Annotated in this window: 15 protein-coding genes; 6 read left to right on the top strand and 9 right to left on the bottom strand. The window is 43.8% G+C overall.

From position 1 onward, the window contains the following. Positions 1 to 194: 194 nt before the first annotated feature. The 3 genes from AB6E85_RS13485 to apbC form a co-directional block, all read right to left on the bottom strand. A complete protein-coding gene (locus AB6E85_RS13485; RefSeq protein ID WP_372143009.1) occupies positions 195 to 2,321 on the bottom strand; it encodes an AsmA family protein in 2,127 nt (708 codons plus the stop codon). A 106-nt stretch (positions 2,322 to 2,427) separates the two neighbouring features. After that, a complete protein-coding gene (gene udk, locus AB6E85_RS13480) occupies positions 2,428 to 3,069 on the bottom strand; it encodes a uridine kinase (RefSeq protein WP_004734002.1) in 642 nt (213 codons plus the stop codon). A gap of 257 nt (positions 3,070 to 3,326) precedes the next feature. Next, positions 3,327 to 4,403 (bottom strand): iron-sulfur cluster carrier protein ApbC, encoded by a 1,077-nt coding sequence (apbC, locus tag AB6E85_RS13475; protein WP_372143008.1) that lies wholly within the window; start codon positions 4,401 to 4,403, stop codon positions 3,327 to 3,329. Between the two features lie 157 nt (positions 4,404 to 4,560). On the opposite strand from apbC, the gene metG reads away from it, so the two are divergent. Continuing rightward, positions 4,561 to 6,621, top strand: coding sequence for a methionine--tRNA ligase (gene metG / locus AB6E85_RS13470; RefSeq protein ID WP_372143007.1), 2,061 nt, complete (start codon positions 4,561 to 4,563; stop codon positions 6,619 to 6,621). A gap of 221 nt (positions 6,622 to 6,842) precedes the next feature. Beyond that, entirely contained in the window at positions 6,843 to 7,322 is a 480-nt protein-coding gene (locus AB6E85_RS13465) for a DUF1456 family protein (RefSeq protein ID WP_372143006.1), read from the top strand. Positions 7,323 to 7,491: 169 nt separating this feature from the next. Here the strand turns inward: AB6E85_RS13465 and fadR are convergent, their stop codons facing one another. Continuing rightward, positions 7,492 to 8,331, bottom strand: a complete 840-nt coding sequence (gene fadR / locus AB6E85_RS13460) for a fatty acid metabolism transcriptional regulator FadR (protein WP_017062161.1) — start codon at positions 8,329 to 8,331, stop codon at positions 7,492 to 7,494. A 640-nt stretch (positions 8,332 to 8,971) separates the two neighbouring features. Between fadR and nhaB the strand changes: the two genes are divergently transcribed. Together nhaB and dsbB are read left to right on the top strand one after the other, a co-directional pair. Continuing rightward, a complete protein-coding gene (gene nhaB / locus AB6E85_RS13455; RefSeq protein WP_048610560.1) occupies positions 8,972 to 10,564 on the top strand; it encodes a Na(+)/H(+) antiporter NhaB in 1,593 nt (530 codons plus the stop codon). Between the two features lie 132 nt (positions 10,565 to 10,696). Continuing rightward, positions 10,697 to 11,221, top strand: a complete 525-nt coding sequence (gene dsbB / locus AB6E85_RS13450; protein ID WP_372080075.1) for a disulfide bond formation protein DsbB — start codon at positions 10,697 to 10,699, stop codon at positions 11,219 to 11,221. 126 nt (positions 11,222 to 11,347) lie between these two features. On the opposite strand, the gene AB6E85_RS13445 is transcribed toward dsbB, so the two are convergent. Further along, positions 11,348 to 11,968, bottom strand: a complete 621-nt coding sequence (locus AB6E85_RS13445) for an SEC-C metal-binding domain-containing protein (RefSeq protein ID WP_048613192.1) — start codon at positions 11,966 to 11,968, stop codon at positions 11,348 to 11,350. Between the two features lie 174 nt (positions 11,969 to 12,142). On the opposite strand from AB6E85_RS13445, the gene dusC reads away from it, so the two are divergent. Beyond that, positions 12,143 to 13,099, top strand: a complete 957-nt coding sequence (dusC, locus tag AB6E85_RS13440) for a tRNA dihydrouridine(16) synthase DusC (protein WP_248639507.1) — start codon at positions 12,143 to 12,145, stop codon at positions 13,097 to 13,099. 30 nt (positions 13,100 to 13,129) lie between these two features. On the opposite strand, the gene AB6E85_RS13435 is transcribed toward dusC, so the two are convergent. The 4 genes from AB6E85_RS13435 to yfbV form a co-directional block, all read right to left on the bottom strand. Continuing rightward, entirely contained in the window at positions 13,130 to 14,596 is a 1,467-nt protein-coding gene (locus AB6E85_RS13435) for a GGDEF domain-containing protein (protein ID WP_372080077.1), read from the bottom strand. A gap of 191 nt (positions 14,597 to 14,787) precedes the next feature. Further along, positions 14,788 to 16,635 carry a maltodextrin glucosidase gene (gene malZ, locus AB6E85_RS13430; protein WP_372143005.1) on the bottom strand — a complete coding sequence of 616 codons (1,848 nt, stop codon included), beginning with the start codon at positions 16,633 to 16,635 and terminating at the stop codon, positions 14,788 to 14,790. A 190-nt stretch (positions 16,636 to 16,825) separates the two neighbouring features. Then, complete coding sequence (locus AB6E85_RS13425; RefSeq protein WP_372143004.1) at positions 16,826 to 17,791, bottom strand: ABC transporter substrate-binding protein; 966 nt, start codon at positions 17,789 to 17,791, stop codon at positions 16,826 to 16,828. 302 nt (positions 17,792 to 18,093) lie between these two features. Then, a complete protein-coding gene (gene yfbV / locus AB6E85_RS13420; RefSeq protein ID WP_017062168.1) occupies positions 18,094 to 18,546 on the bottom strand; it encodes a terminus macrodomain insulation protein YfbV in 453 nt (150 codons plus the stop codon). Positions 18,547 to 18,887: 341 nt separating this feature from the next. On the opposite strand from yfbV, the gene AB6E85_RS13415 reads away from it, so the two are divergent. Beyond that, entirely contained in the window at positions 18,888 to 20,084 is a 1,197-nt protein-coding gene (locus tag AB6E85_RS13415) for an acetate kinase (protein ID WP_017107306.1), read from the top strand. Positions 20,085 to 20,202 lie beyond the last annotated feature (118 nt).

The raw sequence follows: 20,202 nt of genomic DNA, 5'->3' as shown, positions 1-20,202 counted from the left end.
CGGTCATTCTTCCCTCTCAAGGATGACGACCACTAGACTTTCACGCCCTTGAACAAAGGACGAGACCTGTCTTCATCCCCTAGAGCGAGTGACGCGTGTCATAGGGAATCTCTCGAAAGTATTATAAGCACCCAAACAAAAGCGCCATTCCTACAGTAGGAATGGCCCTTCTTTTATATATGAGTTAAAAACGTTTAGTTAAAGAAACCTTTCAATAAACCATCAACTGCTTCTTTAGTTTTCTCGTCTTTAATCTTGTCCGTTAGCTTGTTCACACCACGGTCAATTTCTTTCTGTGCTTTCTGCTTCAATACATCATCAAAAACAAGTGCGAATTTCGGGGCAGCCCACTGACCAGTTACCTTAATTGGGATTGTCACATCTTTCAGGTCGTCAATGCTCTTACCGCCCTGACCTTCAAGTGAACCCACAATTGATGTACGCACAAGGAAGTCGACCGTTTCATTGATGAAGTTTGCTTTACCTTGACCTGTCACACGTAACAGTGGCGACTGTGCTGATAAGTCGTTAGTTGAAACCCAACCTTTATCCACTTTCAGCGTCGCTTTCATTGCACTGAAGTCCGTTTTTTGAGCTTCATTTGTGCTTTCAACTTTCTCGCCCTTGATCTTAGCGTAGTTTTCTCGAATCAGTTGAGCTACGTTGATGCCGTTAACCGCACCATCTTCAAAGTTAATCGCGATAGTACCGACAAGGTTCTTCTTGATTCCTGTTGGAGTTAAGCTCTTACCTTTCACGTTGACATCAATATTACCGGTACCTTCCAGCATATCGTTATCTGCAACATCAACCAGTAACGGTTGTACTTTCACGCCTTTAATTTTCTTCTTAGCCGTATAAGTTGCCGGTGTTTTACGAGCATCTAGCTTAGCCGTAGCTGAAATAGAGCCTTGGTAAAGATTCGATGTGAATGAAGTTAGCTCTGCGATACCACGGTTAACCGAAAATGCCGTTTTAACATTCTGCATTTTCGCGTTGTTCGCCTTGAACTTATCAATCGTAATGTCACCTTTCACGTCTAACGTTTTCAGAGCCGACAGATCAGGTTCCACTTCTTTAGCAGGAGCAGAGCTACCTGAGTTTGACGTTGAGCCACCAGCAGAACCAGAAGGCGCTGTGCTCGCGGTTTCTGTTGTATTGCCTAAGCCTAGGAATTCATCTAAATCAATATTCGGGCTATGAAGAGAGAAACGAACCTTTGGTATTTCAGATAGGGTTACGTCTGCTTTACCGTCTAATGCAATAGCGTTAGCTTGTAGCTTCTCTAACACAAAGCTCAGGTGGCTCTTGTTAAGATCGAAGCTTAAGTCAGACAGCATGTCGACTTTCATTGGAGACTGAGGAAGCGTATCGCCTTTGAATGTTGAGTCTAACGTTAATTTGTTCAGCGTTACTTTTGAAATCGCGCTATCAACCGTAAGTTCACCGCCACCTTTAAGATCAAGGTCAAGGCCAGCCGCATTACCGATTACGGCGTAAGTCAGTTGGTTTACCTTATCAAACTCAAACGTATTCAAGCCAATTTTTGCTGACTCAATCGACGTCGCTGGATCATTGAACTTAGCGTTTAAGTCGATATTACGAAGTGCGTAACTTGCGAAGCCTTCAGCTAATTTGAATTCTGCACTGCCTTGTGCAGAGAACTTCTGTTGATTGTTCTCACCAGAAGCCGCAAATGTCGCGGTTGTCCATGTATCAACGGCAAACTCAGAAAGATTCAAAGACACATCGTATAGCTTAGTGAATGAACCCGCTTGCTTGTCGTCCATTTCAAACAATGCGTTTGATACAGTTACGCCTGCAAGGTTGATCGTCCAGCCCGATGCGTCTGTGGTAGTTTGCTCTTGAGGGGCAGGCGCGGATTCAGAACTTGTATCTGCTGCAGGCTCAGATCCTTGAGGCGCTGACGCTTGCGTTAGTGCATCAATGTTCTTGCGACCATCTTTAAGCGTTTCTAAATAGAATTCTGCACCATCTAGAGTAATGTTGCCGATCTCTAGTTGGTTACTAAATAGCGGAGTAACCGAAACATCAACGCCAACGGTATCAACCTTGAATAGGTTTGGTTGGGTGAACCCTTCAGGATTACGTAATTCAGTTTGACCAAGTTCAAAGCCAATCGATGGGAAGAATTGCCAGCTGATATCACCCTCGATCACAAGCTCTAGGCCTGTGTGTTTTTGGGCTTGTTCGACAATTAATGGCTTAAATTGGTTGGGATTCACTAACAGCACTAGTGCCAGAATTGCTGCAACGACAACAAACACTGGTACAGCTATGAAAATGAGTAGTTTCTTCATCCGCATATTCCTTGCTTAGATTCCAAAAGAAAGTGGCACTATAAAAGTGCCACTGATTCGGTAAAAAATAAAGCTAAGTGAGTCACTTAGGCAAAATTTTATTCGATTAAGACTTCAACAACTTCGCAATGTGCGCTTTTAACACATCAATCGCAATACGGTTTTTACCACCACGAGGAACGATGATGTCTGCATGTTGTTTTGAAGGCTCGATAAACTGCATGAACATTGGACGTACTGTTTCTTGGTATTGCTTGAGTACAGTGTCCATTGTACGACCACGCTCTTCTACATCACGCTTAACACGGCGTAATAGACAGATGTCTAATGGTGTATCCATAAACACACTTGCGTGCATTAGTTTACGAAGACGCGGGTCTGTTAGAAGCAGAATACCCTCTAAAATGATCACTTTCTTTGGAGTAAGTGTAGTCGTTTCAGAAGTACGTGTGTGTTCTGTGTAGCTGTATTCAGGAACTTCTACGGCGTTGCCACTCATTAGCTGCTGTAGATGTTCACATAAAAGATCATGATCTAGTGCATTTGGGTGATCGTAGTTAGTTTTAACACGCTCTTCCATACTCAAGTGGCTTTGGTCGCTGTAATAGCAATCTTCCGTGATAACACCAATTTGATGGTCGCCTACTTTTTCGCGCAATTCATTATAAATTGTACTAGCAATCAGACTTTTTCCTGAAGCTGAAGCGCCAGCGATACCTACGATGACACATTGATTATTATCAGACATTAATTTTGCACCCGATATGGTTTGGTGGTGGGAAGAGATAAACCGCCTGATTATAGGGGCTAAAGCACATAGATTCTAGTCGCCATTTTAGCTAATTGCAGTCAAATTGATGATATCAATGCATTTAATGAATACAATCGTTTGCTTTCAAATAACTTGCCTACAACTATTTGCACAACCCCATTGGCTATCAGCCTAAATCCGACCACTGTTTATCTAATCCAGCATGATTTACATGACTCTTTGATTGGCTTTCGCTATTCAACCAAAGAAAAGTTAATCGCCTCTGGTCTCGCCTTGCCCGTCCAAAACATCTTCGCAGCCACATTCTCAGCAAGCTCTAAGTAGTGAAGTGTATGTTCACTGTCTGGACGACGAATCACCGTAGGGCAACCTGCATCAATGTCTTCTCGCACATCAATATGAAGAGGGATCTGTGCCAAAATATCGAGGTAAAATTCTTCTGACATAGCTTCTGCACCACCAGCACCAAAGATATGCTCTTTCTCACCACAGTGACTACAAATATGATAACTCATGTTTTCAACTAAGCCTGCCACTGGCACGCTTACCTTATCGAACATCGCTACGCCTTTACGTGCATCCGCTAGCGCCAAATCTTGAGGAGTGGTCACCACTACAGCCCCAGTCACTGGGATCTGTTGCGATAACGTCAGCTGAATATCACCGGTACCCGGTGGCATGTCGATCACAAGGTAATCCAACTCTGGCCATACAGTTTCATTAACAAGCTGCCCCAAAGCCTTCGCTGCCATAGGGCCACGCCAGATTGCCGCATCATCTTTCGACACAAGATAGCCAATAGAGTGGGTGAAAATGCCATGTGCCTCGATGGGCATCATCCATTTGTTGTTCTGTACTTCTGGTTTCGCGTCTAGTTGGCCGAGCATCATAGGTACTGATGGACCGTAGATATCCGCATCCAACAAACCCACTTTTGAACCTGACTTAGATAACGCGAGCGCAAGGTTTACTGAAGTCGTTGATTTACCCACCCCACCCTTTGCCGACGTCACAGCGATAATATTCTTAACACCCTTCAATGGCGTCGCGACTGTGGTTTCCAGCGCAGACGGTTTCACTTTTACTTCAAACTGAAAAGCGCTAACAAGCTGTTGTTCAATCTGAGAGTGAAGCCACTGTTCCAATTCAACCGCAAGCTGATTAGCGGCAAAAGGTAAGGTGATAACAAATGATCCACGCGGATCAACCGATACAATATTTTGGTGTAGCGCCCACTCTGGGATGAGGATTGGTGACTCGAACTCATTCAACCATGAACAGAAATCTTGCTTAGAAGTAAAGTTACGCATTGGGGCTCCTTTTTTTATTTATGCTATCACCCACGAGATGAAGACTGAACCCCTAAAAAACTAGGGGAATCCTTTGTCTGATACCTTGGCGTATCACACGTTATAAAGTAGTATTACCTCTCAAATTTATACCTATCAAAAAAGCGAATTATTAAGTATGGCAACTGATCCAAGACAACTTTTGGTAACTTGTGCGCTTCCGTACGCTAACGGCTCTATTCACCTTGGCCATATGCTTGAGCATATCCAAGCTGATATCTGGGTTCGATACCAGCGTCTACGTGGCAACACTGTAAACTTCATCTGTGCTGACGATGCTCACGGCACGCCAATTATGCTTAAAGCTCAACAGATGGGTATCACGCCAGAAGAGATGATCGCTGCTGTTAGTGAAGAGCACCAAAAAGACTTCGCTGGCTTTGATATCAGCTTTGATAACTACCACAGCACACACAGCAAAGAGAACCGTGAACTGGCTTCTCACATCTACCTAGAACTTAAAAAGAACGGCTTCATTTCTAGCCGTACTATTTCTCAGCTTTTCGATCCTGAGAAAGAGATGTTCCTACCAGACCGCTTCGTAAAAGGTACTTGCCCTAAGTGTAAGTCAGAAGACCAGTATGGTGATAACTGTGATAACTGTGGTGAGACATACAGCCCAACTGAGCTAATTAACCCTAAATCAGCGGTTTCTGGCGCAACTCCAGTAATGAAAGACTCTGAGCACTTCTTCTTCGACCTACCTCAGTTCGAAAGCATGCTTAAAGAGTGGACTCGTTCTGGCTCTCTACAGAATGAAACTGCAAACAAAATGCAGGAATGGTTTGAGTCTGGTCTGCAACAATGGGATATCTCACGTGATGCGCCTTACTTTGGCTTTGAAATCCCAGGCGAAAAAGACAAGTTCTTCTACGTATGGCTAGACGCACCTGTTGGCTACATGGCTTCTTTCAAGAACCTATGTGACAAGCGTGACGATCTAAACTTCGATGAATACTGGAAGAAAGACAGCACAACTGAGCTTTACCACTTCATCGGTAAAGACATCGTTTACTTCCACAGCCTATTTTGGCCAGCAATGCTAGACGGCGCAGGTTTCCGTAAGCCAAACAACGTATTCGTACACGGCTACGTAACAGTGAACGGTGCGAAGATGTCTAAGTCGAAAGGCACATTCATCAAAGCAAGCACGTACCTAAACCACTTAGATCCTGAGTGTCTACGTTACTACTACGCTGCGAAACTAAACAGCCGCATCGATGACTTAGATCTTAACCTTGAAGACTTCACTCAACGTGTAAACGCTGACGTAGTAAACAAGATTGTTAACCTAGCTTCTCGTAACGCTGGCTTCATTACTAAGCGTTTTGAAGGCAAGCTAGCTGCTGAATTTGCAGAACCTGAGCTATACAACGAATTCGTTGCTGCTGCTGAGCGTATCGGTGAGCTATACGAAACTCGTGAATTCAGCCGTGCTATCCGTGAAATCACTGCACTAGCGGATAAAGCTAACCAGTACATCGACGAAAAAGCACCTTGGGTTCTTGCAAAAGAAGAAGGCAAAGAAGCTGAGCTTCAACAAGTTTCTTCTGTAGGTATTAACCTATTCCGCGTACTGATGGCTTACCTGAAACCAGTAATGCCAGAGCTTGCAGCTCGCACTGAAGCTTTCCTAAACGAAGAGCTAACGTGGGAAGCGATAGCGACTCCGCTAACTGATCACGAGATCACTAAGTTCAAAGCGCTATTCAACCGTATTGACCCTAAGAAAGTGGAAGCAATGGTTGAGTCTTCTAAAGAAGATGCAGCCGCTGAAGCAGCAGCGAAAGAAAAAGCAGAAGCTGAAAAAGAGCAAGCAAGCCAAACTGAGCTAGACAAAGAGCCAATCGCAGACGAGATTGAGTTCGATGCCTTTGCAGCAGTAGACATGCGTATTGCTCGTATCATCTCTTGTGAAGAAGTACCAAAAGCGAACAAACTACTGAAGTTCCAACTAGACATCGGTGGTGAGACTCGCCAAGTATTCTCTGGTATCAAATCAGCATACAAACCTGAAGAGCTTGAAGGCAAGCTAACTGTAATGGTAGCCAACCTAAAGCCTCGTAAGATGAAGTTTGGTATGTCTGAAGGCATGATCCTAGCAGCGGGCCCTGGCGGCAGCGACCTATGGATCCTTGAGCCACACGAAGGTGCTCAACCTGGTATGCGTGTAATGTAATTCTGACTCCAGTCAGATAACAAGCACCCATCACTAAATCCCTAATGCATTTTTGACTTGAAAGAGTTAATCAGCATTGGGGATTTTTTATATCTACCGAAAATTAGCGTTCTCTGTTAGAGTCGCCGTCAACTATGCTATGTAGAGTAGAAACTGGTTCGTCGACAAAAATAGGCGAAACCAACACCTCTTTACTCTAAAACCCTTTTTAGGAATCCCCTGTGACTAACAACGAAATCTTGCGTCGTATTCAACACGCACTAAACCTTAAAAATGCACAAATCATCAAAGCTATCGAACAAGCTGATGTGACCGTTGCTCATGACCAAGTGATTAACTGGCTAAAAGACGACAACGACAAGTCATGCTCTAAGATGAAAGATAAAGAGTTAGCAGTATTCCTAAATGGTTTCATCAACCTTAAGCGTGGCAAAAAAGAAGGCGAGCAACCTAAACCTGAAGTTGCACTGACGAACAACATGATCTTCATGAAGCTTCGTATCGCATTAAACATGAAAGCAGAAGATGTTTTGGACGTACTAGAAGTGGTTGGCATTTGCTTGAGCAAGTATGAAATCGGCGCTTACTTCCGCAAGCCAGAAAACAAAAACTACAAAGTGTGTGAAGACCAACTACTTTGCGATTTTCTAAACGGCGTGCAATTTACCAACCGTCCAGACTCAGAAGAGTTTGCGGGTTAAGTCGCTACTCCTAGATAAATTACTCGTCATAGGTAAGTAACTGACCCACGGATAATTTTCTAGTAACGACAGATAAATAAAAAGCGGCGAGATAATTGAATTATCTCGCCGCTTTTTCGTTTTCTTTACGTCACTGAATAAACAGGAACAACAATATTAAACCTATGGCTTAGCTGTCGTCTTCAGTGAAGTTCGTTGGCAATGTCGTTTTCATTTCATTCCAAACTTGTGCACTTGCGATACCGTAGTTACGAATCACTAATGGCAAAGTTTCGCGCTCACCACTTTCACAGATAATGAACAGCTCTTTATAAAAGTCCATCGCTAAACGTCGTGCTTCTGGGTTAGAGAAGTAGTAACTACCGATACGGTCATACAGTTTACGCACACCGTTAAAGATTAGGCCATAAATCTGGTTGCCTGAGTGGAATGCCAAACGTTGGAAAAGCATGTAATCATAGAAGTTGAAAGTCTTCGCGATTAAGATCGTCTGACGTTTCGCTTCATCTTTTTCTGAATCTTCTTTTACCGCTTGTTTGATCTTGTCAGCGTATGGCGACGATTCTAGGAACTCATCCCAAGTTGGTGCCGCAAGTAGCGCTTCACAAGATTCAATCACGTTACTGATAGTACGCTCTGAAGCTTCTTTGTTTGCTTTGAATGCATAACGCATAAAGATCGGGCTGATATTAGTACGAGCAGCAAGCAGGTCTTCTACCATTTTGCTTGCGTTATCAACGTCCAACGTCATTAGCGTATCAAGGATATGAAGACCTGAGGTTTCCATAAACTGGTTAACTTTAGTTGGTTTGCCATGTTGGATTGTCAACCAACCATCACGAGCAAGACGTTGTAGTACTTCACGAAGCGTAGTACGTGTAACACCAATCAGCTCAGAAAGCTCACGCTCTGCGGGCAAGATAGAACCTGGAGGGAAACGGCCATTCCAAATACTCTCAATGATATACTTCTCTGCAAATCCTGCCGGGCTCTTCGCCTTAATGACCATCTACACTTCAATCCAATTTAATTATTCTGTTCTAATTTACTCATCATACCACTAGTTCACACCTAGCGGAAACACCCTCAAAAATTTTACTCACCCTAAACACAGTTAGAGCTATAACTCTAAAGTTCAGCACACGTTTGCACCTCAGGTTTGTAAAGCAAGCGACTCTAAACCACCATTTCAACAAACCGTTAACACAACAAATTTTCTTTAAAATCAATGAGATTGGTCATATTTTTAAAGCTATTAATTTGCAATATTAAGTTGTAATAATCATATATAAGTCGTCGTTATTCTGTAATTTTCAATCATTTCGCTGAAATATTGATTCTAGTCGGTTTTTATCACATTTTAAGTGGTATGCTTGCGCTACTTTGATCGCGTTTCTCAACAAAAAAGAGGTATTTTTAGTGCTACAGGGTTTTTCCTGTTGACTAAATGTTATCTAAGAGTAGAGTTGCGCTCAAAAATAAGCAGTGCTTGAGTTTCTAAGGGAGTGACTTGGCAAGACCACAGAACATTACATGGAATGTAGTTTTTCTAAGTCACTGTTAGTTATAGTTTTTAACAATTTCTATAGCTCGATTCTCAAAATGTTGTATTGCTTGTCTATTCATAATCAACATAAAAGAGTATTAACATGCCGATGTCTCTCGGAAACGCTTTTATCAAGAACTTCCTTGGTAAAGCTCCTGATTGGTATAAACTTGCCATCATTTCCTTTTTAATCATCAACCCGTTTGTTTTCTTCCTAGTTGACCCATTTGTTGCGGGCTGGCTATTGGTGGTTGAGTTTATTTTCACTCTAGCTATGGCTCTCAAATGCTACCCACTTCAACCGGGTGGTCTACTAGCTATTCAAGCAGTCGCCATTGGCATGACCAAACCAGAAATGGTTTATCACGAGCTGCAAGCAAACCTTCCTGTATTACTCTTGCTCGTATTCATGGTTGCTGGCATTTACTTCATGAAAGAACTGCTTCTGTTCATTTTCACGAAGATCTTGCTTGGCATCCAATCTAAAATTTTACTCTCTGTTGCCTTCTGTGTTGCTGCCGCTTTCTTATCAGCATTCCTAGATGCACTAACAGTAATCGCCGTAGTTATTAGCGTTGCAGTCGGCTTCTACTCTATCTACCACAAGGTTGCATCAGGTAAAGGCACAACGTCTTCGCACGATCATACGCATGATGAAGAGATCTCAGAGCTAACTCGTGATGACCTAGAAAACTACCGTGCTTTCCTACGTTCACTGCTTATGCACGCTGGTGTGGGTACAGCACTGGGTGGTGTAATGACCATGGTAGGTGAACCACAAAACTTAGTCATTGCTAAGCAAGCAGGTTGGGAGTTCGGTGAATTTATCATCCGTATGCTGCCAGTAACACTACCCGTTTTCTTCTGCGGTATTTTAACCTGTGCACTTGTCGAGAAATTCAAAGTGTTTGGTTACGGTGCTGAGCTGCCAATGAATGTTCGCCAAATCTTGGTTGAGTTTGACAACAAAGAACGTGCAAACCGCACCAAGCAAGACGTAGCAAAGCTATGGGTTCAGAGTGCAATCGCAGTTTGGCTGATTGTTGGCCTTGCGCTTCACGTCGCTGAAGTAGGTTTGATTGGCCTTTCAGTGATCATCTTGGCAACGGCATTTACTGGTGTAATTGAAGAGCACTCGATGGGTAAAGCCTTTGAAGAAGCACTGCCATTTACTGCACTTCTTGCTGTCTTTTTCGCTGTCGTTGCGGTAATCATTGATCAAGGGCTATTTAAGCCAGTGATCGATGCAGTACTTCACGTTGAAGATAAAGGCGCACAACTTGCACTATTCTATGTGGCCAACGGTATTCTATCGATGGTTTCAGATAACGTGTTCGTCGGTACGGTTTACATCAATGAAGTGAAAACTGCACTGGTTGAAGGCATCATCACTCGTGACCAGTTCGACCTACTTGCTGTTGCTATCAACACGGGTACTAACCTACCTTCTGTTGCTACGCCAAACGGCCAGGCTGCATTCCTATTCCTATTAACATCAGCACTTGCTCCGTTAATTCGATTGTCTTACGGCCGCATGGTTATCATGGCGTTGCCATACACCATCGTATTGGCACTTGTTGGCCTAGCAGGCATTGTGTTCTTCGTAGAGCCAATGACAGCATGGTTCTATGATGCAGGTTGGATCATTCAGCGCACTGGTGAAGCTGTTGCTCCAGTTGTCTCTGGTGGTCACTAAGCTAAACACTGTGTCGCAAACGACATTAAGTATAACTAACTAATCAAAAATATTAGTTGATTAGGAAACTTATCCAAGATAAAAAGCTCTGAGTAATCAGGGCTTTTTCATTTTATAGACGGGATTAAATTCGTGAACTTTTTAGCAATGATCAAAGACTTCTCTAAGGGACGTTTATCTTGGCTTTTACTGCTGGCTTTTATTGTATTTTTTGAGGCATGCGCTCTCTTCTTTCAACACGTGATGATGCTTGGCCCTTGCGTAATGTGCATCTATGAGCGCGTTGCTATGCTTGCTATCGGTGTTGCAGCCATGATTGGTGCTATTGCCCCGAATAACCCAATATCACGTTGGTTAGGCCTTGCTGGCTGGGGATTTGGCGCATATAAAGGTTTAACGCTGGCTTTAGAGCACGTTGACTATCAGTTTAATCCGTCTCCTTTTGCTACTTGTGACCTATTCGTGACCTTCCCAAGCTGGGCACCTTTAAACCAATGGGCTCCGTGGATGTTTGAGGCTTACGGCGACTGCAGCAAGGTGGTGTGGCAGTTCTTAGAGCTTTCGATGCCACAGTGGCTGGTGATTATCTTCGCGGGCAACTTAGTTGCTTTCGGTTTTGTGGTTATTTCTCAATTCGTTAAATCAAAGAATGACTAACAATTAGCTCATCATGTTCAGATACGAAAAAGTCGACCCTAAGGTCGACTTTTTTATTACTTAAGCTTTTGAACATATAAAGAGAGTCTGTTACTGACTCAAGTGATGTTCATCAACAAACTGCGATTAGCTGTTTTTGCCGCAGCATTGTTTAAACTTCTTGCCGCTTTCACAAGGGCAAAGGTCGTTTCGACCAATATCTTTAAACGGGTTCACGCTCTGGGATTTATTGCCCAACATAGCTTCGTCCGCTGCCATTGCCACTTCTGAGATCATCAGATCGACTTGACCTACTAAATCGGCAAGCGATGGTGGATTGGTAAGCCCTGCTGCGATCATTTGTTGTTGAGTTTGCTCTTCATCAATCGCAAGCATCAAGGTTGTTAGGAGCGCTTGTAACATGCGTAGAGTGCCATCCGCGACTGTTACGCTCTGCCACTGCTCTTCCACTGTTGGCCAAACCATCATGAAGCCTTCAGAAAAATCGGCGAACTGTTCGTTAAAGTCACCTTCAGCCAATACGTCTGTCAGTAGGTATTCATTACGCTGAATCAGGTTGTGTTGGCGGTTAATCTGTTCTGTCACCGTTGTTACCAACTCTTTACCCGCTTCAGGCGCAACGATAGCAAGCCACTCTTCTGGATCGAGTGGTTTGGTCGCTAAGTTAGAGGCAAGGATTGCACCTTCCATAAACTGCGGAGTAATGTCTGTGATTGATTCTGGTAGGCTTAATAATTGATATGTCATGAAAGCTCTGGATATTGGGCATTTTCGATATTATAACGCCATCCTCCCCAAGATGTCGCTATTAAGAGACGAAACCATCATTAAGACATACACCACACTCATAGTGACAATCCTGTAAGCACACCGTACAATCACGCCTCGATTTTTCGGTTCACTCAGTTTAGGTAAAGCAACATGCGCGTAATACTTGGCCCTATGGAGGGCGTTCTAGACCACCTAATGCGTGAAATTCTCACAGAGATTAATGATTACGATCTCTGTGTGACAGAGTTTGTGCGCGTCGTGGATCAACTTCTTCCCCCGCATGTATTCCACCGAATTTGCCCTGAGCTACATCAAGGCTCTCAGACCATGGCTGGTGTGCCAATCCATCTCCAACTTCTAGGGCAACACCCAAATTGGATGGCCGAGAATGCTTTTCAAGCTGCTAGCTTAGGAGCTAAAGGCATTGACCTTAATTTTGGTTGCCCAGCAAAGGCGGTAAACAAAAGTAATGGTGGTGCGTCACTGCTAAAAGAGCCAGAACTCATTTATCAAGTGGTGAACGCCTGTCGAGAAGCAGTACCTGCACACATTCCTGTATCCGCAAAGATTCGATTAGGTTGGGAGCATCCGGAAGAGTGCTTTGAAATCGTCGATGCCATCGAACAAGCAAAAGCTGACGAACTCACCGTACATGCAAGAACCAAAGTTGGCGGCTATAAAGCCAGCGAAATCAAATGGGATTTCATCAATCAAATAAGAGAAAAAACGTCTATACCCTTGATTGCTAATGGGGAAATCTGGAACTATCAAGATGGTCAAGATTGCATAGAAGCCACAGGCGTCGATTCATTGATGGTCTGCCGTGGTGCTTTCAATATTCCAAACCTTGGCAACGTAGTTAAGCACAACCACCAAAAAATGCCGTGGGATAAAGTCATTGAACTTTTGCTGCGCTATTCAGAGTTCCAAATTAAAGGGGACAAAGGCATGTACTACCCTAATAGAGTGAAGCAGTGGTTTGTTTATTTAAGCAAAGGCTACCCTGAAGCGAACGAACTATTTAAAGAAATTCGTACTTTCAAGAAGGCGCCACCAATTGTAGAACGCCTTCAGCGTTATCAAGAAGAACGCCACCAAGCTGTTTAAGATTACGCGCTTAACGATTCAATAACGTGGCTAGAATTCAAGACGGTCTTTACCCGTCGTCTTGGCTACGTACAGCTTTTCATCGGCGTACTTAAATATCTCATCGAAGTTAAGTTTACTTTGCTCAGTTTCAACAATGCAGACACCACCAGATACCGTAAACCCATTTGGAATAATGTCGGCTGAAGTGGAACAAATCGCATTCTTCACTCGCTCTAATGTTCTCATCAGAGTTTCACGATCTTCGCCTTTCATGTAAACGACAAACTCTTCACCGCCAAACCGAGCTGCAACATCACTGCTTCGAATACTGTTACTGATCTGACGCGACATATAACGAATCACATCATCACCCTTATCGTGGCCGTAGGTGTCGTTAATTGACTTAAAATCATCGATATCGAAGACGGTTAAGGCAAACAGTTGATCGTGCTCTACGCTGCGCCAGAACGCTTCTAAGCCACGACGATTCAATAACCCTGTCATAGGGTCTTTGGCTGCGAGATCTTTGAAGTAACCACGTTCAATATTGGAATTGACGTAGAAGAAGATGGTTACAGAGAACAGATACACAATGATGGCAACAATAAGGCTGTCTTTCTCGTAGACGAAAAAGTGCTCAACCTCTTTCGTGATGTCTAATTCGTAATACATCGCATGGTGAGACGCGACACCATCCAGTTTGATCTCGTGATAAAAAGCCGCAGAATCTACCGGGGTCGCTAAAGTGGTATCAATGATATCGATACGACCGGCAAGATGTTCATTCGAGTTTGCAAGCAGCTTGTCAGCGTCAATATCAACCGAAAGCATCCCTTGATGCACACCTTGGTGGAACACTGGGATCGTCATACTGATCATTCGGTCTAGAGACTCAAATCGATAAGCAGGACCGGTTAGTGTTAATTGTTCTGGATTGTTGGCTGTTTTTTGCCAATAGGGACGACTTTTTATGGTCGAAAGCAATTCCTTACTCAGTTTCTTAGCAAAGCCTTCAGGCGACGAGATCACATAACCACGCGTATCAATAAAGTGCACACCGTTATGGAACTCATCAAGTTGGGATAAGAATGAAAGAATTGGCGCAAGAGCAATCTTCTCAGATGCACTTTTGTAGCTGTCACTGGTTTCGGAACAAAGGGACTCTTCACCGACCAACATATAGTCGATATCGACGGAAGGGATGTCTGAGGTTTTACCATCAGCGAGAAGTAACACGTCGATCGGCCAAATTTGGCAAAGGCCATTCACAACTTGTTTGTTGTGATCAAGAAAGAGAGGGTTTCCTGATTTGTAGTAGTTGGAGAAGCTGTAATCTAAGGCTGTCACCACCTTTGTGGTTCGTTTGAACACCTCTTCAATACGTTGGAATTCGCTGCCAATGTCTTTCTTCACCAAATCAAAATGATTCTTTCCGATTAAGCCAAGCAGCATCGTCGCGATCACCGCGGGAAACCCGAAGACAAAGGTTAGGCTAAAGTGCCTATTTACTTTCATATAATGTGCTCTTAGCGTTCAGCTATTTTCATTTACCCCATTAATATTATTACATTAATTGCCATTTTCCTCGAGGTAAAAGAGTGTAAATTGATATGAATCGAGCCTAAGTATTGAACAGACAATTCCTTTTATAAAACTAACCCTGCATGAAGCAGGGTTAGATGAGATTGTTTAAGTCATTTTAAAATTCAACAATTTACCACATCAAAAATCTTCGCTTGCATCGCTGGAACAAGAATGTCAACGGCACCGTAAGCAATCGGCAAGCTCTTCTCCTTGCCTTGCAAATTGACCAACTCTCCTTGCTCTTGTCCAAGCATCCACACAGGCAAAGACAACGCCTTTTCATTTTGGGATAGGTTGAGCACAACCAGTGTTTTTTCACCGTTGAGGCTGCGGGCGAACACTAACGTCTCAGCGTCACAATACAACTCGAGATAGGCACCACTTTGTAAGCTGCGACGTTCTGTTCTCAGTTTTATCAAGGCTTGATGGAATGGGAACCAAGACGAAGACTCTTCCTCTCCCCATGGGAAACATCTGCGGTTATCTGGGTCTTGCCCCCCTTCTAAACCGACTTCTGTTCCGTAGTATAAACACGGAGTTCCAACATAGGTAAACAACAACGTCAGAGCCAGTTTTTGCTTAGCTTGGTCGCCGCCTAGCAGCGTCAGTAGACGAGCCGTATCATGGCTGTCTAATTGATTCAGCTGCGACAATTGGTTCAGCCAAGGAACCTTCGCTCTCGCTTCAGCTAACCAATCAGAGAAAGCGAACATATCAATGTCAATCGGCTCGTACGCGATGTCTTGTTTCGCCAATAACGCACGAACTGGGTGAGCGAAACCATAATAGTTCATCGACCCATCTTCTTGTGCGCCCTGTAGCCATGATGTGGCCTCAAAGAAATGCTCTCCCAAGATGTAGGCCTCAGGGTTCTCTGCTTTCGCTGAATTCCGAAATGCCTCTACATAATGCGCATTGTTATAAGCGCCCTCACCCTCGCCTAACATGTGAATCACATCGAAGCGCCAACCATCGACATTATAAGGTGCTTTCAACCAATGCTTTATCACAGAGTCTTGCGACTCATATATGTAATCTCGCACGGAAGCATTAGAAAAGTTTAAGACTGGAAGCGAACTGATCCCTTTCCAGCCGACATATTGCTGAGGGTTGTCAGGGTCGAAAAAGTAGTAGTCGTGAAATGCCGAGCCTGGGTGGTCATAGGCACCCGAGCCTGTCACTTTCAGCTTATCAAACCAAGGATGCTCCACAGAGGTGTGATTAAACACAGCATCCAGAACGACTCTCATATCACGCTTGTGGATGTCATTTGAAAGTGCAGCGAACTCGTCATTGGTTCCGAAATGCGAGTCGATGTTGTAATAGTCAGTTGTGTCGTATTTATGATTACTAGGCGACTGAAAAATTGGATTGAGATACAGCGCGGTGATGCCTAGATCTTGTAGATAATCTAACTTGTTATGAATGCCTGCTAGGTCACCACCGAAGAACTCCGCAGCCCCCGTTCCATTGTGCCCTTCGACAGCGTCGCCCCACTCTTTCACCACAACATCTAAGGTGTTTTCTTTTAGGCGATATTCCCCAGTTTTGACGCTAATGCTCGGGTTTCCGTTACAAAAACGTTCAGGGAAGATTTGATAGAAGACTTGCTCTGACACCCACGATGATGGTTGATGCTGGCTATTAAACTTAAAGTGAAATTCGCGACTCGAAACACGGCTGTGAACGCCTTTCGCATCCAGCCAGTATTGTCCCTTTGAATCGACAAGCTTGAACGCATAGTGTGTAACACTTCTGTCAGTATTAACAGGAAAAGAGACCTGCCAAAGCGTCAAACGACCTTGTTCACCCACCTTTGTCATATCGAGCAGGTACTCTTCGTTATCTGGCTCATGCCTCAACTGAACCTTATTCCAGTCATTGCGTTCAGACAATAATGTTACGGTTAGTACACCATCTTTTTCGTGGAAGTAGTCAGAAGTTTGAGCATGAAAGATAAATGGTTTCATAACGGTTCTCGAGCAATGTTCAATTTGCTTAAGATATGAAAAATTTCATTGACCACAATGAGAAAAATAACATCCGTTAAAGTAGATCACGTTTTGTAGATCCACTTTGTTTACAGTAAGTCGATTTCTCTCAAAATGATCAATTGAGTCACCCATTTAAGAAAGGGATATCAAATTTGGAATTACTCCATCAACGGCTAATGACCGCACGATCAATCACAGACTGAGGCACTATCACGCCAAGCTCACGTGCAGCATCTAGGTTGACCACCAGCTGAGAACTCTGCGCAGTTTTGACACTCAACTTCCCGGGCTTCTGTCCTTCCAGAATGGCTGCGACATAATCCGCAGTCTGAACCCCAACATCATAATAATCTAGACCTAAACCAGCAATCGCTCCCTTCCCGACATAAGACGTTGCTCCTGCAACCACAGGTGTGCCAGCTTGGTTTGCAGCGTCTATCAGCCCCTCCATGCCGCTTGCAACCGTGTTATCGGTCAAGGCATAGATAACATCAGACTTCTTAGCAATGGATTCTGCTTTTGCTTCGACATCGTCAACAGTCAGCGCTTTTTCGGTGTGAAGTGTATAACCGAAATCTCGGGTCGCCTTTCTCAATAACCCAACTAACGCAACGGCATTCGCTTCGGCAGGGTTATAAACCACACCGATTGAACTTGCCTTAGGAAGAAGCTCTTTGATCAAAGAGACATGTTGAATAATTGGAGAGAGATCAGAAAGACCCGTGACATTCCGGCCCGGCTTTTCTAGCTGTTTGACCAGCCTAGCACCGATAGGATCCGTAACCGCGGTAAACACAATCGGTATCGAACGGGTTGCCGAAACCAAAGCTTGTGAAGTCGGTGTCGCGATGCCAACGAGTACATGAGGATTTTCACTGACGAGCTCTCTGGCTATCTTGGCTGCCTGAGCCGGGTTACCATTCGCCATTTCATAGGAGAATTCTAAGTTCTTACCGGGTTCATAGCCCTTGGCTCTCAATCCTTCAAGAAGCCCTAGACGTGTCGCATTCAGATCTGGATGGTCAACAACTTGTGAAACCGACACTTTGGCAACGTTTGCCATTGCATTGCCAGTCCATAGCAATATCAAGCAACTTAAAACCGCTGCCAATACCTTTCTTACAGAACTCATTATCGCTCCCTGAATCAAGCTCTACCCGTCATTACTCGCTCAAAGAGAACAACATCAAAATCACTATTGATATTATTACCAGTAACCATTGATAACTTGAAGTGATATTTAACAAAAATACAACAAGGCTCGAGTTATGTGAGAAAGATTATATTGACTTCGGAGGAAGGTAAGAAACCAAGTGAATAAGGACAGGTAAGCTAAACGGAAAGTAAGCGAGGTAACAAAGAGAGGAGCAAATCTGAGAACAAGCTATAGAAGATGAATAGTTGTTCTCAGACAAGAGGGAGAGCTGGGATTCTTTAGAACCAACGCTCCATTGAGGACTTATCTAACTGACGAAACGCACGATTTAAAATGATTGCCAATTCTTTATAGCGAGGTCGCGGCTTCATAGGCTCTAACGCAAAACCCGTTTCAGTGATCTTTTCATGCAGTTCGCGGTACCACGATACTAGCGCTGGCGGAAGTTGTGTATTTGAGCGATTGCCCAACCACCACATACCTTGAAGCGGCAAGCTGATCGCAAACAAAGCCATAACCACAGCCTGTGGCATCGCTTGGTAATTATTAAAGACCATTTGTGTAAGAACACTGATAGCGGCAATCGCAGGCATCACTTTCACGCCAAAACGGGTCGCTTTAATAATGCGCTGTTCTGGGAAGATCGCGTTTAACTCTTTTCGGACGGGCCAGAGATCCATGTACTTTTGGCCATCTTTTAAACTACTAGCTAAACCAACTCTATTGCTCATATGAGTCTCCCATTAAAAAAAAGTTGAAATCATCAACTAAAAACACAAAAATTTGACGAAAAATAATATTCTTTCAAATTTTTTTGTTATATTTGCACAATATCGCTATTATTTGCAGACCTCAATCTCATTGTTGCCCTTATTTACAATTTAAGCAACTTTGAGAAGACTTCTGCAAGGAATGCACAAGCCTCTTTTTGATAAAGAGCGCTTTCACTTTATACGGAAATTAACGTTTTTTTGACCAAGGTTAGTACGCAAGCCTATGTGCTTCGACTATTCTTGAGATTAATTTTCATCCTTAACTGATTTCGATCAGAAAAATAAACAGGTAGTCATTAATGTCTAAGCTAGTTTTAGTTTTAAACTGTGGTAGTTCTTCTCTTAAATTCGCTGTTGTTGATGCAGAAACAGGTGCAGAGCACCTAACTGGTCTTGCTGAGTGTCTAGGTCTTCCAGAAGCTCGTATGAAGTGGAAACTTGATGGCAAGCATGAAGCACAACTAGGCGCGGGCGCAGCTCACGTAGAAGCACTATCTTTCATGGTAGAAACTATTCTTGCTTCTAAGCCTGAGCTTAAAGCTAACCTTGGCGCTATCGGTCACCGTATCGTACACGGTGGCGAGCAGTTCACTTCTTCTGCACTTATCACTGATGAAGTTCTTAAGGGTATTCAAGACGCTGCGACTTTCGCACCTCTTCACAACCCAGCTCACCTTATCGGTATCGAAGCGGCTCAACAGAACTTCCCTGGTCTACAAAACGTTGCTGTATTTGACACTGCGTTCCACCAAACAATGCCTTCTGAGTCTTACCTATACGCTCTACCGTACAACCTGTACAAAGAGCACGGCATCCGTCGTTACGGCATGCACGGTACTTCTCACCTATTCATCACTCGTGAAGTTGCAGGCCTACTAAACAAGCCAGTTGAAGAAGTTAACATCATCAACTGTCACCTAGGTAACGGCGCTTCTGTATGTGCAATCAAGAACGGTCAATCTGTAGATACTTCTATGGGTCTGACTCCTCTTGAAGGTCTTGTTATGGGTACTCGTTGTGGTGACCTAGATCCTGCGATCATCTTCCACCTACACGACGCTCTTGGTTACTCTGTTGAAGAAATCAACAACATGCTAACTAAAGAGTCTGGTCTTGCTGGTCTAACTGAAGTGACTTCTGACTGTCGTTTCGTTGAAGACAACTACGGTGAGAAAGAAGAAGCAACTCGTGCAATGGACGTGTTCTGTCACCGTCTAGCTAAGTACGTTGCTGGTTACACTGCAACTCTAGAAGGTCGTCTAGACGCAATCACTTTCACTGGCGGCATCGGCGAGAACTCTGGCCCAATCCGTGAAATGGTTCTTAACCGCCTAGGCATCTTCGGCATCGAAGTTGACGGTGAAGCTAACCTGAAAGCTCGTTTCGGCGGCGAAGGTACTATCACTACAGCTAACAGCCGTATCCCTGCAATGGTTATCTCTACTAACGAAGAGCTAGTAATTGCTGAAGACACTGCGAAACTAGCAGGTCTTTAATTGATTTTCCTGACTAGCTTCACTCGAAGCTAGTCAGTTTTTCATATCAAGAAAATGGGGCTCAACTTCTATTCCTACCCCAATTTAAATATCGGTGGGAATAGCAGTTGAGCTTTTT

This window comes from Vibrio sp. 10N.247.311.51, from assembly GCF_041467855.1.
In the GTDB taxonomy this organism is placed as follows: Bacteria; Pseudomonadota; Gammaproteobacteria; order Enterobacterales; family Vibrionaceae; genus Vibrio; species Vibrio coralliirubri.
This window is presented reverse-complemented; position numbering and strand designations above follow the sequence as displayed.

Coding starts and splice junctions, on each gene's coding strand:
- AB6E85_RS13485 (WP_372143009.1), bottom strand. CDS start 2,321: ATGAAGAAACTACTCATTTTCATAGCTGTACCAGTGTTTGTTGTCGTT.
- udk (WP_004734002.1), bottom strand. CDS start 3,069: ATGTCTGATAATAATCAATGTGTCATCGTAGGTATCGCTGGCGCTTCA.
- apbC (WP_372143008.1), bottom strand. CDS start 4,403: ATGCGTAACTTTACTTCTAAGCAAGATTTCTGTTCATGGTTGAATGAG.
- metG (WP_372143007.1), top strand. CDS start 4,561: ATGGCAACTGATCCAAGACAACTTTTGGTAACTTGTGCGCTTCCGTAC.
- fadR (WP_017062161.1), bottom strand. CDS start 8,331: ATGGTCATTAAGGCGAAGAGCCCGGCAGGATTTGCAGAGAAGTATATC.
- nhaB (WP_048610560.1), top strand. CDS start 8,972: ATGCCGATGTCTCTCGGAAACGCTTTTATCAAGAACTTCCTTGGTAAA.
- AB6E85_RS13445 (WP_048613192.1), bottom strand. CDS start 11,968: ATGACATATCAATTATTAAGCCTACCAGAATCAATCACAGACATTACT.
- dusC (WP_248639507.1), top strand. CDS start 12,143: ATGCGCGTAATACTTGGCCCTATGGAGGGCGTTCTAGACCACCTAATG.
- AB6E85_RS13435 (WP_372080077.1), bottom strand. CDS start 14,596: ATGAAAGTAAATAGGCACTTTAGCCTAACCTTTGTCTTCGGGTTTCCC.
- malZ (WP_372143005.1), bottom strand. CDS start 16,635: ATGAAACCATTTATCTTTCATGCTCAAACTTCTGACTACTTCCACGAA.
- AB6E85_RS13425 (WP_372143004.1), bottom strand. CDS start 17,791: ATGAGTTCTGTAAGAAAGGTATTGGCAGCGGTTTTAAGTTGCTTGATA.
- yfbV (WP_017062168.1), bottom strand. CDS start 18,546: ATGAGCAATAGAGTTGGTTTAGCTAGTAGTTTAAAAGATGGCCAAAAG.
- AB6E85_RS13415 (WP_017107306.1), top strand. CDS start 18,888: ATGTCTAAGCTAGTTTTAGTTTTAAACTGTGGTAGTTCTTCTCTTAAA.